A 14,787-nucleotide genomic window follows, 5' to 3' on the forward strand; every position below is an offset into this window, starting at 1 on the left:
ATTTAGCTGAGGAAAGGGATTAGAGCAAGGCAGGAGCAGGTTACCACTAGTCAGTGGACTTGTTTGTTCCTTTCCTAGTGCAGGAAGCCAGTCTAAAGCCATTTATTTTGATCGAATTTAAATCTGTTGTAACAATTTTCACATTGCATGCGACTAACACTAAGCAGCCAATACATTATTAAAGGTAAAAAGAGTGTTTGACGCGTTGCAAACCTTATTAATTCAGTCTTCTTCATCACTGGGTGTGATGTTTGTTGGCATCGTTCTAACGTCGTATTTATCGGAGGATTTGGCCATTGTCAGTGCCGCTGTCATGGCGGTGCAAGGTGATATGTCTGCGTTGCTGGCTTTATTGGCCATATTTATTGGCATTGCGACAGGAGATCTGGGGCTTTACGCCTTGGGGCGTGGGGCAAAACGATGGCGTTATCTCAGATGGCGTCTTTATAAATTGCCCTACTTTCAAATGGTCAAAAAGCGTTTTCAACATCAGCAAGTGTTTAACCTTTTCGTGATTCGTTTTGTACCGGGTTTTAGAACATTAGGTTTTACTTTGGCAGGTTTCATTGCTCTTCCCATCTGGAAATTTTTGTCGGTGGTCTTGTCGGCAACGGCGCTTTGGACAGGGTTAGTGTTTGGTGTGATTTATTGGTTTGGTCGCCAAGCTTGGCTAGATATAACGGCTTATCAATGGTGGTTTGCTATTGCCGCTTTGGTTGTTTTGCTGGGTGTGAATCGATTAATAAAGTTGAGTTTTTTGAGAGGACTTCAGTGGAAAAATTAGCAAAAATTGAGTTAATTCCAGCACATAGGGTCAATGGCGGTATGCCATTACTAGAGGCTGATGAGAATCGTGCTATATCGCCTTTTGAGTTTATGCCTGCTTGGTTTTTTTATACGCCAGTAGTACTGCAAAGTTTGTTGCAAGCGATCTATTACCGGGATCTGCGTTTGCCGTTAATTGCCAACCCTAGTATTAAACTCAGCGGCATGGTGGGCGAATCAAAACACGAGATTATGAGCCTCGCCGGAGAAACAGCACAGCCTTGGATTGCTTCTTATTGCATAGTAGAGAAGAGTGCTGATGCCATCTCTGAACAGGTAGAAAAAACCCTCAAAAGGTTAAGAGAGCTGGATCTAAAATGGCCATTAGTCGCTAAGCCTGATCTAGGATGTCGTGGTGTTGGAGTGAAATTATTGCAATCGGAACAACAGCTTGTGGATTATTTTATGGCTTTTCCACAAGATGCGCGATTTGTGTTGCAGAAAAAAGCGCCTTATCAGGCGGAAGCGGGCGTGTTTTATGTGCGTCAACCCGATTCAGAGCGAGGTGAGATCTTCTCTATTACGCTGAAATACGCCCCGTCTGTAGTAGGAGATGGACAACTTACTTTAGAGGAGCTGATTCGACAAAATCCGCGAGCCGGTAAACTTGCTCATCTTTACCTACCTCGTCATCAAGCCTTATTGGATTGGGTGCCAGAGCAAGGCGAGGAATTCCAACTGGCGTTCGCCGGCAGTCACAGTCGTGGTTCTATTTTTCGAGATGGCAATCAATACATTACCGAAGCACTCACGCGCAAATTAGACCACATTCTGAAGGACGTAAATGGCTATTACTACGGCCGCTTGGACATCAAATTCGATAACTTGCATGACTTTATGCAGGGCGAAAAATTCACCATTTTGGAACTCAATGGAGCCAGTAGTGAAGCGGCTCATATATGGGACAGAAATGCCTCCTTGATGAACATTCTAAGTGTGTTGCTTAAGCAGTATCGTCTTTTGTTTGCTATTGGAGCCAAACAAAAAAAGCAGGGGCACAAGCCCCCTTCTTTGAAAGAGTTGCTGAGTGCGTGGCGTGAAGAAAAGCGTTTAACGGAACAATATCCAGCAACGGATTAAATGATGGCTCCGTTTTTTTGATAAAGGCACAGGAAGACAAGCATATGTTATCCAGATGGAAAAAAAGTATCGCTGAAAAGGTTCTATCGGGGCGCGAATTAGTCGTTGTTCAAGGTGCGATTGAGACCTTAGAGCAAGGTAAAGGCTTATTGTTGGGTTTAACGGATGAATTATATCAAAGCACGGCAAAACCCTATGTGAATAGCAGTATTGGAGAACATTTTCGTCATTTGTTGGATGTGTATCAGGTGCTGTTAGTTATGGGGACATGTGAATCTGGTAAAGACATTATTGACTACAACAAAAGACGACGTGGTCATCTGGTGGAGAGCTGTCGTCAACAGGCAATTTTAGAGACTGAACAATTAATTGACTGGTTGGAAAGGCTTCAGTTAAACGACATCAAACAATCTGTTCAAGTGCTATCGGAAGTGTCTGTGTGTGATTGCCAATCTGCTTTGATGTGGTCGACATTAGAGCGTGAAATAACTTTTGTCTCTTTGCATGCCACCCATCATTTTGCCATGACCAAAGTGGCGGTCACTTTGTTGGGCGGTCAGACCGACCATGATTTCGGCTATGCTGCTACCACTTTGTCTTATATGAGGAAGGCTTAATTATGTGTTCTGTAAGCTGGTCAATTTCACCGACAGGCTATGAGATTTACTTTAATAGAGATGAACAAATAACCCGTGCTCAAGCCTTGCCTCCAAGCGTAACTGAGTTGGCAGGGGTGAAAGTGATGATGCCAATTGATCCAGTGGGACAAGGCAGTTGGATCAGCACTAATGATGCTGGGTTAAGTTTATGTTTACTAAATAATTACCAAGGTAAGATGCCTCCACCTCCACTGACGAGTCGCGGTGTATTACTCAGTCGTTTAGCCAAGCATATTGGAACTGAGGAAGTTGAAAAGGCGCTTAGCAAGGTTGAGATGAAACGGTTTGCTCCTTTCATTTTATTGGCTTTTGACCTTGATCTATGTAAACAAGAAAGCCCAGTTCGAGCCTTTCATTGGGATGGTGAGAACTTGCGTATAAATGACATAAGATCTCCCGTCTTTTCCTCTGCTGTCGAGTTGGCTGAAGTCAGTGAATATCGACACCGAGTTTATCAAGACTTGGTGGCGGATGATGTGGATCAAGGGAGGCACTTAGCATTTCATTGTCACCATCACAAAGATCTACTCTATAAATCGGTTTGCTTGCATCGTGACGATGCGCAAACCGTTAGTTTTACGCATGTTTCTGTGTCATCTAACGAGCAGCACATGAGTTATGTGGCTGGTTCACCTTGTCGTTATTTGACGCCAAACAGTTTAGTAAACAGTCGTCTTACCTTATCTAAACAAACCGCTATGTCGGTGGCTTCCTAAGGAGTAAATAATGAAAAAATTTATCGCCATTCTCGGTCTTTTTGTCAGTCAATTAGTGTGGGCAGAAGACCCTATCTCAACGAGTTTTTTTAGTAATAAAGCCCTTAATGGTTATGATACTGTTGCCTATTTTACCGAACAACGAGCGGTAGAGGGCAGTAGTAAGTTCACAACCCAATACCAGGGAGCGGATTGGTATTTTGCGTCGCAACAGCATTTGGATATGTTTTTAGCCGATCCTGTAAAATACGCCCCCCAATATGGTGGCTATTGTGCTTGGGCCGTTTCTGCAAATAAGGGATTTGCTTCATCGGATCCAAAGCAATGGGCGATTGTCAATGGCAAGTTATACCTCAACTATAACAAATCGGTAAAACAAAAATGGGATGATGATCGTCGTTTACACATCACTCAAGCAGACCAAAACTGGCCAGAAATGATGCCAAAGTAAGTCAAGAAAAGAGAGAAGAAGATGATAGATAGCCCATTTCGTTTGCCCAGAGTCACGCCATTTGGTCTTGCTGAAAAATGTTTGGAGTGGCTGACGGGGTTGAGTAAATTGGATGCCTTGTATCAACAACGTATCCCCACTCAGTCCAGCTTTGAATTTATGAATTACACACTCAAAGCATTGGAAATAGATTATCAACTGGCATCGGGCTCTTTGCAGAACATTCCTCAAACAGGCCCAGTTGTAATCGTAGCCAACCATCCGTTGGGGGCCATTGAAGGTGTGATAGTGGCCGATTTGTTGGCGGGTGTACGTCAGGATGTGAAAGTACTGGCAAATGAAATGCTCAAGCGATTACCTGAAATTCGTGATCTCTTTATCGGCGTGAATGTGTTCGGTGGCAGTAAAGCTACTAAAACCAACAGTGTGGCAATTCGTGAGGCCAATCAGCATTTGGCTGATGGCGGTGTGTTGGTTATTTTTCCTGCTGGCGAAGTATCGACCTACCCTAAAGGCAGTAACGTATTGGCAGACGTAGAATGGCGTCACTCGGTTGCCAAGTTTATTAATCGCAGTGAAGCTACCGCGGTGCCTATTTTTATTGATGGACAAAACAGTCCTATGTTTTATCGCGCAGGGCGAATACATCCGCTTTTAAGAACCGCGATGTTGGCCAAAGAATTACTCAATAAGCGCGCCTCAAAAATTCGTTTATCGATTGGCCAAGCGATTGATTATTCTGAGCTCAAGGGCTTTAGTGATGAAAAGGACTTAGTGCATTATTTGCGCCTTAACACCTACTTATTGTCCACTGATTCTGGATCAGCAAACTTACCGCAAGTTGTTGCGCCATTAGCGACTGAGCAATTGCTTGACGACATAATGGCTTTACCGGCCGAGGCCTTGCTATTGGAACAAGGGGATTTTGCTGTGTATTGTGCTGGGCGTGAGCAATTGCCTAATATAATGCAAGAAATAGGACGCATTAGAGAGCTCAGTTTTCGCGCGGTAGGGGAAGGCAGTGGCTTGGCTTGTGATCTGGATGAATACGATCATTACTACCAACAATTATTTGTGTGGCATAACGCGGACAAAAAAATTGTTGGCGCCTATCGCCTCGGATTTGTGGATCAGTTACTTGAGCAGAAAGGGCTACAAGCTTTGTACTCACGTAGTTTATTTCAATATGATCAACGTTTTTTGGCCAGTATGGGCAAGAGTATTGAGGTGGGTCGTTCGGTGGTGGCCGAGGCCTACCAAAAGAACTTGAATTCTTTGCTGATGTTATGGAAAGGCATTGCCACAATAGTATCGCGCAATCCGCAATACACCCATTTATTTGGGCCAGTCAGTATCAGTAAAGATTACAGTAACTGCGCTCGACAACTTATGATGCAAACCTTGTCTTTGCACCATTATGATCAACAAAGAGCCAAGCTAGTTAAAGCAAGCACGCCTTTGGCTCAGGATACAGCCGAGTTTTGGCAGCCGACTCTTTTGTCAGCGTTAACCAGTGCGGAACTCTTGTCCAAGATATTGGCGCGCATGGAGCAAGGGAAAGGTTTGCCTGTATTGCTCAGACAATACCTTAAAATGAACGGTAAATTGATCTGTTTCAATCTGGATCATGATTTTAATGATGCATTGGACGGTCTGATTATGGTCGACTTGACCAAGGTGCCGTTGAAAACCTTAGGTAAATACATGGGCAGAACCCAGGCTGAGTGTTATCTCAACCAACAGGCTCTGAACACAGAAGGTTAAAAGCAGCATCACAAGCAATGTAAGGTTGTGTCGTACCTTGTGACTGTGTCGTTTGATTTGTCTTAAACTGGTACAGCGACTTCCAGATCGGCTAGTAAGGCTTTAGTGACATGGTATCGGGTAATGATGCCGATAATACGACCTTCTTGCACCACAGGGTACATTTTAGGTTTGGGTTCAGACATCATTTTTGCGATTTCAATAATATGATCGTTGGGGCTGACGCTCAGCACATTGGTCGTCATTACTGAACTTACGTCTTTGGGCTCTTCACTGTAATACGCACTTTGCATTAGCGCAGGCAAAATATCTTGTTCAGAGACAAAACCAATCAAATGCCCTTGTTTATCTGCTACCGGAGCACCGGCTAAATGACGTTTTGTCAGCCCTTTTATGCAATCTACTATGCTGGTATCAGGGTAAACGTAATGAGCGTCACGGGACATAATGTCTCTCACAAAGAGGGTACCTGTTTTCATACCGATTTCTCCAGTCAATGCTTACTATTAGTGTAGTGTGAGATAAACAGAATTGCCTAGCATTTAGACGATTTTGTTGGTTTAAAAGAGGATTCGCACCCTTCTCTTATGGATCACTCAAGGCCACTGAAAAACTTTGGCGTTATGCCAGTAAAATCTTTAAAGGCAGTACGAAAAGCGGACACAGATTTGAACCCCACCTTGGAGGCAACCTGTGCAACAGGAACACCGGCCTGTAATAATTTTTGTGCTTGATTTAAACGCAGTTGAACAAAAAAACTGGCTGGAGATTGACCAAATGCATGAGTAAAGTGTCGATGAAAACTACGACTACTCATGGCCATAAAGTGTGCCATATCTTCCACTTTTATCGGATGATGCAAATGTTCTTGTAGCCACTCAATCAAACGAGCGAATTTATCATCATGGTGGGTTTGCGCGAGTAAGATGTCAGTAAATTGTGATTGGTGTCCAGCGCGTTGAGCATAAACCAAGAGGTGTTTTGCGACTTGTGATTTGATGGATCGTCCTAAGTCTTGCTCGACCATGGCAAGAGCCATATCTATCCCTGTTGTTACCCCTGCGGATGTCCAAAGGTTGCCATCCACCGTATACAAAGCGTCTTGATTCACCTGAGCCAAAGGATAGCTGTCTTTTAATAACTTCTGTGATGCCCAATGTGTGCTGGTTTGCTTATGATCGAGAAGGCCTGCCGCGCCCAATATAAAAGCCCCCGTACAAACCGAGCCATAACGACCACATAACTGACTTGAGTAATCAAGATATTGTCTGATGGCAGGGTCGGCCATGGCCTGTTGTAAGGCTGAGCTAGGAGCGCCCATGACTAAAACGGTATCTTCGACGCTTAACTGCGTATGGTCAAATGCTAAGGTATCAATGTAAACATTGGTATTTTGCCGAATGAGTCCGCCTGTGGATGAAACGCAATGAAGCGAGTAGACAGTATCGTTAATGAGTTCGTTTGCCACAGCAAAAACACCTGATGGCCCAGAATAATCCAGTAATGCCGAGTCAGGGTAGAGAACAAAGTAAATGCTTCGAGTAAAGTGCATTGGCAGAATATCGTTCTTTATTGTCATTTACGCCATATTATTTATTTCTTAGCCTTTAGTCATTATGAATTTTCTTTCAATTATATAAAGGTTTGTATCCAAATGTATTATCGCAAACTAGGCAGAACCAATCTTAAAGTCAGTCCGATCACCTTAGGTACTATGACGTTTGGCGTGTCGGCGACAGAAAAAGAGAGTCATCGCATTCTCGATATGGCGCTCGATATGGGCATTAATCTTATCGACACCTCTAACGATTATGGCAATCCGCATTGGGGTTCGAGTGAAACCATTATTGGGAACTGGTTGGCGAAAAATCCAACAAAACGAGATCGTATTGTATTAGCGACAAAGGTTTATCAAGAGAAACCTGCTTCACATTTACCAAATGAAGAAGCGGGTTTGTCGGCTTATAAAATACATAAACAAATCGAGGAGTCTTTGTCTCGCCTGCAAACGGATCGAATTGACTTGTATCAGGTGCATCATTTGGATCGAACCATACCTGGAGAAGAACTTTGGGGGAGCTTTAATCGTTTGATGAATCAGGGCAAGGTGATTTACGCTGGTGCAAGTAATTACAATGGCTGGGGGTTGGCAAAACATCAAATGCAGGCTGCTCAATTAGGTCATTTAGGTTTTATTTCTGAACAAACCATGTATAGCTTAATTTGTCGTTATTCTGAATTGGATTTATTGCCATGTGCAGAGGATTTTGGCATAGGCATACTGGCTTACATGCCATTAGCTGGCGGTTTGCTCGCCGGTAGCGACCGTAACCGGAAAGGTTCGCGTGCGAAAGCGGTAATGGATTGGTATGGATTAGATGAAGCCACTTATGGCCCGAAATTACGGGAATATGATGATCTTTGCAAAGCCTTGGATATACCTGGTAATGCTTTAGCCATAGCGTGGACATTGGCTAATCCTGCTGTCGCCAGTGCGATTGTCGGCATCAGAACCGTGGCGCAATTTGACGGTTTGCAAGCAGCACTTGAAGCGAATTTGAGCCATGATACCTTAGCTTGCTTAGACGCATTATTTCCTATTCAAGCTGGCAAGCAACTTAGAAACCAGCCAACTCCAGAAGCTTATGCATGGTAAGAAGTGCCATTATTGAGCAAAGAGAAATAATGATTTAACAATACGCTTATTAATTTCTTAGCATAAATTATTTATAGTGAGTGGTATCAACTCGTAAAACGAGACCTGTGATTCACACACATGAGATGGAGATAACATGAAACTACTCGCTTTTGCTGCTACCAATAGCCAAAAATCCATAAACAAACAGCTTGTTCAGTACGCATCGTCATTGGTCGAGGCAACGGATGTGGAAATTCTAGACATTAATGATTACGAAATGCCCATTTACAGCCCAGAGCGTAATGAAGAAGGCATGCCGGCCCTAGCAACCGAGTTCTTCAACAAGATCGGCAGCGCTGATGGCGTGATCATTTCCTTCGCAGAGTACAATGGCTCATACACAGCAGCGTACAAAAACTTGTTCGACTGGATGTCTCGTATCGATATGAAGGTATATCAAAACAAACCAATGGTATTGCTAGCCTCTTCTCCTGGCTCAATGGGGGGCGCCAGTGTATTAGCAGCGGCACAAGCTTCAGCACCTTACTTTGCTGCCGATGTGAAAGCCGCCTTATCTGTTCCTAAGTTCTATGAAGTGTTTGATTCCGAAGCCGGCGTGATGAAAGACGCAGACATGGATGCATCCCTAAAAGACGCACTGTCTCAGGCGTTCACACTAAAAGCCTAATTGAGCTCCGACGGGCTCGATTGCAAGACATAAAAAAACCTAATGACCGAAGTCATTAGGTTTTTTAAATTTGGTGGAGATGGGGGGAGTCGAACCCCCGTCCGTCAGTCCTCTGCCATCGGCTCTACATGTTTAGTCACTTCTATTTTTTGACCTATTACCGCCCGAAGGACAGGGTGTAATCGGCGAGCCTGATTGATCTTAGATCCTTATCCCCAGGCAGGGCATCGGATAGCATCTTGTAATTTATGATACTGCGGAATCCCGGGCTACAAGCAACCTGGGGGCAGCACACTAGCAGGTTATTAAGCTGCTAGAGCGTAGTTTTCGTCGTTTGCGACTATTTAAATGATACAAGTGGATTTACGAGATCTCGTATCGCTCTCGACATGCACCTCAGGTTTTGTAACCGGCGTCGAAACCATGTCATCCCCGAAGTTGCGGCCATTCTAACGAATCCTTGCGGCTTTCGCTAGTCAGATACCATGATTCCACACGTTATATTTTGTGTTTCATTAGGCGTTCTTTATCACGGGACCAATCGCGATTACGCTCTGTGTCACGTTTGTCGTGGTCTTTTTTACCTGTAACCAGTGCCACTTCGCATTTGATCTTATTGCCTTTCCAGTACAACGCCATGGCAGCACAGGTTTTCCCTTTCTGCTCAGTGACTTGGATGATGCGATCAATTTCTTTGCGGTTCATTAATAGCTTGCGTTGACGCAAAGGTTCACACACCACGTGAGTGGAGGCACTTAATAAAGGGGTGATTCGCGCACCTACTAGCCATGCTTCGTTTTGATGAATAATAACAAAGGAATCAACAAGTTGTGCTTTGCCTTCACGCAGACTTTTTACTTCCCAGCCAGACAGAACCAAACCGGCCTCAAATTTCTGGTCAACAAAATAATCGTACTTAGCGCGCTTGTTGAGGGCGATGGTGCCAGTGCTATTGGATTTTTTCTTAACTTTACTCATAGTTGAAAATTATACGGTCGATAGCTGCAAAAACCTATGCTTTTCTTGAGGTATGTGTCTGAATGGTGGAAAATTCACATCTGTTTACTAAATTTTATCTGGGCAGAGCGCATGAATTGAAAACCGTGTGCCGCTTATTCATTTGAGTTGTTTTGTTAGAGCCTAAATTTATGCCTGAAAGTCGATGTTTACAAGGTATTTGGTCAAGTCCGTGGATATTTATTTTTGCGGCCAGTGGGTCGGCAGTCGGCTTGGGAAATATTTGGAAGTTTCCCTATGTGCTAGGGCAAAATGGTGGCGGTGCTTTTTTGTTAGTGTATTGCTTGTGTCTCTTACTGGTAGGCTTGCCAGTGTTGGTTGCTGAAGTGGCATTAGGTCGCACGGTTCGCTCCAATCCCGTTGATACGGTGAATGATTTAAGCGAGCGCCATATTGTGCATAAAGCTTGGGTCATTGTGCCCTGGCTGGCTGGTATTACGGGCTTTCTAATCCTCACCTTTTATAGCGTAATTGCTGGATGGTCGATTGCTTATCTTGAACGCGCTTTGTCAGGGCAATTTAAAGACATCAGTCAGCTTGGTGCTGAGTCCATGTTCGAAGGTTTGTTGGCAAACTCTTCGGAAATGTTGCTGTGGCACTCTGTGTTTATGGTGCTGGTGGTATTAACCGTAGGTCAATCAGTAACCCGTGGTTTGTCTGCATTAGTGCGTATTCTGTTGCCGGCTTTGGTGGCGACCTTGTTGGGCTTGGCGATTTATTCCATATCGATTGGCAATATGTCTAAAACTCTTGAGTTTATGTTTGCTTGGTCGTGGCAAGACATTACTTTTGATGTGGTGTTAGCTGCGGTGGGCATGGCTCTATTTAGTTTGAGCGTGGGCATGGGGGCCATGTTTGCTTATGGTGCTTATATGAGTAAGCGGATGTCCATTACGCGTGCGTGCGGCATAGTGGTTGGTGTTGATTTGTTAGTGGCCTTGCTCGCCGGACTGTTGATTTTTCCTTTGGTATTCTCTTTTCAAATTGATGTGGAAGCGGGGCCAAGTTTAACCTTTGTGTCGTTGCCGATTATTTTTGGTGGCTTGCCAGCAGGGCAGATAGTCGCTGGTGTGTTCTTTGCTTTGCTTGTCATTGCCGCGCTCACATCTGCTATTTCTATGTTGGAATTGTTTGTTGCTTGGTTGCATGAGAAGTTTTACATCGCTCGCCTAAAAGCGGCATTGTTGTTGGGTATTGCGGCTTGGTTTATTGGTATCGCAGTATTGTTGTCCTTTAACCATTGGGACAATAAAATCATTTTCGATCTGAATTTCTTTGAGTTGTTGGATGGAGTTACCTCCAAGATATTGCTTCCTCTGGTGGCGATTTTGTTGTCAATATTGGTGGCTTGGTTTATTCCGCGTACCATGTTGCAGAATGAAATGATCACCAAACAAACTAGCCATTTTGAATGGTGGTATAGAATATTAAAATACATCAGTATTCCCGCTATGGTGGTGATTACCTTAGCAGGTTGGATAGGAGCCTAGTTTGAGTCATATAGAGCGTTTTGCTCATGTTAATTATACTTGTGAGCAAATGTATGATTTAGTGAATGATATCAATGCTTACCCTGAATTTTTACCGGGTTGTTTAAGTGCCAAGCTATTATCGCAAACTCCAGCTGAAATTGTGGCGTCATTGGAGGTGGGTAAAGGCCCCGTTAAACAGGCTTTTACGACCAAGAATTTATTGGCACCGCAGCGTCGAATTGAGATGACGTTAGTGGAGGGTCCGTTCAAACGCTTGCACGGTGTGTGGAGTTTCACAGAAGTGTCGCCTAACAGTTGTAAAATCGCTTTGAGTATCGATTTTGAATTGAGTGGCATGCTTAAGTTTGCATTTGGTGGTGTATTTAGCCAAATTGCCAATACCATGGTAGATTCTTTCAGTAAGCGCGCGAAAGTTGTATATGGTGAATGATATGAGAGTAGAAGTAGCGTACGCTTTGCCGGAAAAGCAAAAAATCGTGTCTTTGGAGGTAGAAGAAGGTTGCACGGTTCGTGAAGCGGTTAGACGTTCTAACATCAATGTCTTTTTCCCAGAGTTAGACGTGGAAAATGTGAAACTAGGTATTTTTGGTAAAGCGGTGCGCGATGCGGATCAACAGATGCTAAAAGAAGGCGAGCGAGTGGAGTTGTATCGTGAGCTGAAAGTTGACCCTAAACAGGCTAGGGCCAACCGAGCAGCAAAAAGCCCTAAGGCTTAGTTGTTTTTAATGTTGGTTAAAACGCCATTGTCGAAAGTCAGCACCAGATTGGTGATGTCACTTTCTTTGGTCTCTGGTGCGGCGTAGAGAGAAGTGTACTGATAGTGCCACTCGTCGGGTTTGAAAGTATCTCTGATCATGGGATTGCCCAGTAGATACGTCACTTGTGATTCTGACATGCCGATTTCAAGCTGTGAAAACTGCTCTTGTGTTACTAGGTTGCCTTGAGCGACAGGTACTTTGTAAGGCGGTGGAAATAGACTGCAGGCGCTAAGCGTCATGGCGGTACATAAAATTAAAACTGATTTTTTCATTGGTATTATCCTTAGTTGGTATGCTAATGATAAAGTAATTATCAACAAGATCGAAATAGAGAATGACTCATGACTAGTGAAAATCAAGAGCTAAAGAAAGCGGGACTCAAGGTAACCTTGCCAAGAGTGAAAATTTTACAAATTCTTGAAAAAGCAGGCGACCATCATTTAAGTGCTGATGATGTTTACCGTACTCTGCTGGATCAAGGTGAAGACGTAGGTTTGGCAACGGTTTATCGTGTATTGACTCAGTTCGAGACCGCTGGGCTAGTTAAGCGTCACCACTTCGAAGCAGGTACCGCTGTGTTTGAATTGGAAAAAGGCGATCACCACGATCACATGATTTGTCTAGACACAGGCAAGGTGATCGAGTTTGTTGACCCTGTGATCGAAAAGCGTCAACATGAGATTGCGGAAGAACACGGTTACGATATTGAAGATCACAGTTTGATCATCTACGTACGTCCAAAGAAAAAATAAGCGAAGCGCGCTTTATTCAAGCACAATGAATATAAGAGCAATAGCGAAGGGTGCCGCTGTAAGGTGGCGTTCTTTGTGAGCAATGGAAGGGCTTAAACTTTTAGGGTTTAAGCCCTTTTTCTTTATTGAGCAGTAGGCCCAAGGCGGTTTGATTCTGATGATGCTCTATCTTACTTAAACGGCGCCTTATTGCTGTTGAACGTTATTGCTGTTGAACGTTATTGCTGTTGAACGTTATTGCAGTTGAACGTTGCTGAGCATCTCTCGGGCGTGAGCTAGGGTTTGTTCGGTTAGCTCAATGCCACCCAGTAAGCGTGCAATCTCTTGCGTGCGATCTTGTTCCTTTAATATTTCAACCTGCGAAGAAGTGGCTTCATTAGCGACTTTTTTACTGACACGTAAATGCTGATGACCTTGCGCCGCCACTTGCGCTAAGTGAGTAACCGAGAAGACTTGCCCGCGTTGGCCCACTGAGCGCAACATACGACCCACCACTTCAGCAATACCGCCACTGATGCCCACATCCACTTCGTCAAATACCAGAGTGGGAATGGTAGAGGTATGCGCTGTTACCACTTGAATGCCCAAGCTGATACGTGACAATTCACCACCCGACGCGACCTTGCGTAAGGCTTGCGCTGGTTGGCCTGGGTTGGAAGCGATCATGTATTCTATGTCCTCAAAGCCATTGGCGGTCACTTGATTGAGTGGTTGGCATTGAATATAGAAGCGGGCGTGAGGCATGCCTAAGCCGTGTATTTGTTCTTCGACCTTCTTCGCCAATTCGTCTTTAGTGACAATGCGCTTTTCGGTAAGTGTGGTGGCTAGCGCGGTAAGTTGCTCGTAGGCTTGCTCTTCCTTTTCCTTCAAGGCTTCCAAACTTTCTTCGCCACCTTTTAGTTGCGCCAGTTCGGCTTCCACACTTTCACGCAAAGCAATTAACGCCTCAGGTAAGCACTTGTGGCGACGAGCCGTGTCGTAAATCTCGGATAAACGACTCTCAATGGCGGTTAAACGCTCTGGATCTTGCTCAAGCGTGTCTTGGTAGTGGCGCAGACTGTCTGTGGCTTCTTGAGCTTGAATCAAAGCCGCATTCATCATTTCCAATGCGCCTTCGAGGGCTTGAGTTTGCGGGTTGATTTGACTGGCGCTGTTGATGGCCTGATTCAATAAAGAGCAAATGCTGCCTTCTTCATTATCCGCCAATACATTACTGGCTTGGTAAGCCTTCATTTGTGAATCGGCAATATTGGATAAAAAGGTCTGCTCTTGCTCTAAGGATTCGATTTCCCCGGCTTTCAGATCCAGCTGTTCTAGCTCTTGCGCTTGGTAAGATAGTAATTGCACCTTGGCTTCTTGCTCGGCGGACTGATTTTGCTTGGCAAAGAGTTCGTCTTTCAGCTGGCGCCAAACAGCATATTGCTGTTGTACTTGTTTGCTGAGGTCCGTGAGCTGACCATATTCATCCAACTGCTGGCGTTGCGCGTGTTTCTTTAATAAAGACTGATGCTCGTGCTGACCATGAATATCAACCAGCTGACTGCCAACTTCTTTTAAATCGCTCAAGGTACATGGGCGGCCATTGATGTAGGCTTTGGAACGACCTTCCTTACTGATAACACGACGCAATATGCAGTGCTGGTCTTGTTCCAAATCTCTTTCTTCAAGCCATGCTTGCACATCAGGGTAAAGCTGAATGTCGAAACTGGCGCTAATGTCGGCTTTTTTCTCTCCGTGGCGCACCACACCGGCATCGGTTCTGTCACCCAAACACAAGGACAAAGCGTCCACCATGATGGATTTACCGGCCCCCGTTTCACCGGAAATGACTGTCATGCCTTGCTTAAACTCAAGCTCTAAGGACTCCACAATAGCAAAATTGGATATTGCGATGCTGGTTAGCATAATTGGCTCCACAAAGAGAAAATTTTTATATGGTTATTTAT

17 protein-coding genes and 1 other RNA gene are annotated in these 14,787 nt (G+C 44.4%); 12 read left to right on the forward strand and 6 right to left on the reverse strand.

The window, feature by feature from the left end; genetic code table 11:
• Nucleotides 1-193 precede the first annotated feature (193 nt).
• The 6 genes from ACXAH2_RS06175 to ACXAH2_RS06200 are packed head-to-tail and all read left to right on the forward strand — an operon-like array spanning nt 194 to nt 5,495.
• Nucleotides 194-784, forward strand: coding sequence for a DedA family protein (locus tag ACXAH2_RS06175; protein ID WP_475077303.1), 591 nt, complete (start codon nt 194-196; stop codon nt 782-784).
• The gene (locus ACXAH2_RS06180; RefSeq protein ID WP_475077304.1) at nt 772-1,905 is read left to right on the forward strand and encodes a D-alanine--D-alanine ligase; all 1,134 of its coding nucleotides are present in this window, start codon (nt 772-774) and stop codon (nt 1,903-1,905) included. Before ACXAH2_RS06175 ends, ACXAH2_RS06180 begins: the two co-directional genes overlap by 13 nt.
• 44 nt (nt 1,906-1,949) lie before the next feature.
• Complete coding sequence (locus tag ACXAH2_RS06185; protein WP_475077305.1) at nt 1,950-2,522, forward strand: hypothetical protein; 573 nt, start codon at nt 1,950-1,952, stop codon at nt 2,520-2,522.
• A 2-nt stretch (nt 2,523-2,524) separates the two neighbouring features.
• Nucleotides 2,525-3,280, forward strand: coding sequence for an NRDE family protein (locus ACXAH2_RS06190; protein WP_475077306.1), 756 nt, complete (start codon nt 2,525-2,527; stop codon nt 3,278-3,280).
• A 10-nt stretch (nt 3,281-3,290) separates the two neighbouring features.
• Nucleotides 3,291-3,731: a YHS domain-containing (seleno)protein gene (locus tag ACXAH2_RS06195; RefSeq protein WP_475077307.1), complete on the forward strand. Its 441-nt coding sequence runs from the start codon at nt 3,291-3,293 to the stop codon at nt 3,729-3,731.
• A 21-nt stretch (nt 3,732-3,752) separates the two neighbouring features.
• Nucleotides 3,753-5,495, forward strand: a complete 1,743-nt coding sequence (locus tag ACXAH2_RS06200) for a lysophospholipid acyltransferase family protein (RefSeq protein ID WP_475077308.1) — start codon at nt 3,753-3,755, stop codon at nt 5,493-5,495.
• A 62-nt stretch (nt 5,496-5,557) separates the two neighbouring features.
• Here the strand turns inward: ACXAH2_RS06200 and ACXAH2_RS06205 are convergent, their stop codons facing one another.
• Nucleotides 5,558-5,974, reverse strand: coding sequence for a CBS domain-containing protein (locus ACXAH2_RS06205; protein WP_475077309.1), 417 nt, complete (start codon nt 5,972-5,974; stop codon nt 5,558-5,560).
• A 113-nt stretch (nt 5,975-6,087) separates the two neighbouring features.
• Nucleotides 6,088-7,074, reverse strand: a complete 987-nt coding sequence (locus ACXAH2_RS06210; RefSeq protein WP_475077310.1) for a GlxA family transcriptional regulator — start codon at nt 7,072-7,074, stop codon at nt 6,088-6,090.
• 75 nt (nt 7,075-7,149) lie between these two features.
• Between ACXAH2_RS06210 and ACXAH2_RS06215 the strand changes: the two genes are divergently transcribed.
• Both ACXAH2_RS06215 and ACXAH2_RS06220 read left to right on the forward strand, forming a co-directional pair.
• Nucleotides 7,150-8,151 carry an aldo/keto reductase gene (locus tag ACXAH2_RS06215; protein ID WP_475077311.1) on the forward strand — a complete coding sequence of 334 codons (1,002 nt, stop codon included), beginning with the start codon at nt 7,150-7,152 and terminating at the stop codon, nt 8,149-8,151.
• Between the two features lie 136 nt (nt 8,152-8,287).
• Nucleotides 8,288-8,821: an NADPH-dependent FMN reductase gene (locus tag ACXAH2_RS06220; RefSeq protein ID WP_475077312.1), complete on the forward strand. Its 534-nt coding sequence runs from the start codon at nt 8,288-8,290 to the stop codon at nt 8,819-8,821.
• A 71-nt stretch (nt 8,822-8,892) separates the two neighbouring features.
• Here ACXAH2_RS06220 and ssrA read toward each other — a convergent pair.
• Nucleotides 8,893-9,255: a transfer-messenger RNA gene (gene ssrA, locus ACXAH2_RS06225) on the reverse strand.
• A gap of 64 nt (nt 9,256-9,319) precedes the next feature.
• Nucleotides 9,320-9,799: an SsrA-binding protein SmpB gene (gene smpB / locus ACXAH2_RS06230; protein ID WP_475077313.1), complete on the reverse strand. Its 480-nt coding sequence runs from the start codon at nt 9,797-9,799 to the stop codon at nt 9,320-9,322.
• Nucleotides 9,800-9,969: 170 nt separating this feature from the next.
• On the opposite strand from smpB, the gene ACXAH2_RS06235 reads away from it, so the two are divergent.
• The 3 genes from ACXAH2_RS06235 to ACXAH2_RS06245 are packed head-to-tail and all read left to right on the forward strand — an operon-like array spanning nt 9,970 to nt 12,047.
• Nucleotides 9,970-11,328 carry a sodium-dependent transporter gene (locus tag ACXAH2_RS06235; protein ID WP_475077314.1) on the forward strand — a complete coding sequence of 453 codons (1,359 nt, stop codon included), beginning with the start codon at nt 9,970-9,972 and terminating at the stop codon, nt 11,326-11,328.
• 1 nt (nt 11,329) lies between these two features.
• Entirely contained in the window at nt 11,330-11,761 is a 432-nt protein-coding gene (locus ACXAH2_RS06240; RefSeq protein WP_475077315.1) for a type II toxin-antitoxin system RatA family toxin, read from the forward strand.
• A gap of 1 nt (nt 11,762) precedes the next feature.
• Nucleotides 11,763-12,047, forward strand: a complete 285-nt coding sequence (locus ACXAH2_RS06245) for an RnfH family protein (protein ID WP_475077316.1) — start codon at nt 11,763-11,765, stop codon at nt 12,045-12,047.
• Here the strand turns inward: ACXAH2_RS06245 and ACXAH2_RS06250 are convergent.
• Complete coding sequence (locus ACXAH2_RS06250) at nt 12,044-12,361, reverse strand: outer membrane protein assembly factor BamE (RefSeq protein ID WP_475077317.1); 318 nt, start codon at nt 12,359-12,361, stop codon at nt 12,044-12,046. The two genes, ACXAH2_RS06245 and ACXAH2_RS06250, sit on opposite strands and share 4 nt — an antisense overlap.
• A 69-nt stretch (nt 12,362-12,430) precedes the next feature.
• Between ACXAH2_RS06250 and fur the strand changes: the two genes are divergently transcribed.
• Nucleotides 12,431-12,841 (forward strand): ferric iron uptake transcriptional regulator, encoded by a 411-nt coding sequence (gene fur, locus ACXAH2_RS06255; RefSeq protein WP_353666386.1) that lies wholly within the window; start codon nt 12,431-12,433, stop codon nt 12,839-12,841.
• 234 nt (nt 12,842-13,075) lie between these two features.
• On the opposite strand, the gene recN is transcribed toward fur, so the two are convergent.
• Nucleotides 13,076-14,746 (reverse strand): DNA repair protein RecN, encoded by a 1,671-nt coding sequence (recN, locus tag ACXAH2_RS06260; RefSeq protein ID WP_475077318.1) that lies wholly within the window; start codon nt 14,744-14,746, stop codon nt 13,076-13,078.
• Between the last annotated feature and the right edge of the window lie 41 nt (nt 14,747-14,787).

The sequence above is a fragment of the Marinomonas sp. ABL3_031 genome, assembly GCF_056161265.1.

What these genes read in the sequence shown, in the direction of transcription:
- ACXAH2_RS06185 (WP_475077305.1), top strand. Translation starts at nt 1,950, where the DNA reads ATGTTATCCAGATGGAAAAAAAGTATCGCTGAAAAGGTTCTATCGGGG.
- ACXAH2_RS06190 (WP_475077306.1), top strand. Translation starts at nt 2,525, where the DNA reads ATGTGTTCTGTAAGCTGGTCAATTTCACCGACAGGCTATGAGATTTAC.
- ACXAH2_RS06195 (WP_475077307.1), top strand. Translation starts at nt 3,291, where the DNA reads ATGAAAAAATTTATCGCCATTCTCGGTCTTTTTGTCAGTCAATTAGTG.
- ACXAH2_RS06200 (WP_475077308.1), top strand. Translation starts at nt 3,753, where the DNA reads ATGATAGATAGCCCATTTCGTTTGCCCAGAGTCACGCCATTTGGTCTT.
- ACXAH2_RS06205 (WP_475077309.1), bottom strand. Translation starts at nt 5,974, where the DNA reads ATGAAAACAGGTACCCTCTTTGTGAGAGACATTATGTCCCGTGACGCT.
- ACXAH2_RS06210 (WP_475077310.1), bottom strand. Translation starts at nt 7,074, where the DNA reads ATGACAATAAAGAACGATATTCTGCCAATGCACTTTACTCGAAGCATT.
- ACXAH2_RS06215 (WP_475077311.1), top strand. Translation starts at nt 7,150, where the DNA reads ATGTATTATCGCAAACTAGGCAGAACCAATCTTAAAGTCAGTCCGATC.
- ACXAH2_RS06220 (WP_475077312.1), top strand. Translation starts at nt 8,288, where the DNA reads ATGAAACTACTCGCTTTTGCTGCTACCAATAGCCAAAAATCCATAAAC.
- smpB (WP_475077313.1), bottom strand. Translation starts at nt 9,799, where the DNA reads ATGAGTAAAGTTAAGAAAAAATCCAATAGCACTGGCACCATCGCCCTC.
- ACXAH2_RS06235 (WP_475077314.1), top strand. Translation starts at nt 9,970, where the DNA reads ATGCCTGAAAGTCGATGTTTACAAGGTATTTGGTCAAGTCCGTGGATA.
- ACXAH2_RS06245 (WP_475077316.1), top strand. Translation starts at nt 11,763, where the DNA reads ATGAGAGTAGAAGTAGCGTACGCTTTGCCGGAAAAGCAAAAAATCGTG.
- ACXAH2_RS06250 (WP_475077317.1), bottom strand. Translation starts at nt 12,361, where the DNA reads ATGAAAAAATCAGTTTTAATTTTATGTACCGCCATGACGCTTAGCGCC.
- fur (WP_353666386.1), top strand. Translation starts at nt 12,431, where the DNA reads ATGACTAGTGAAAATCAAGAGCTAAAGAAAGCGGGACTCAAGGTAACC.
- recN (WP_475077318.1), bottom strand. Translation starts at nt 14,746, where the DNA reads ATGCTAACCAGCATCGCAATATCCAATTTTGCTATTGTGGAGTCCTTA.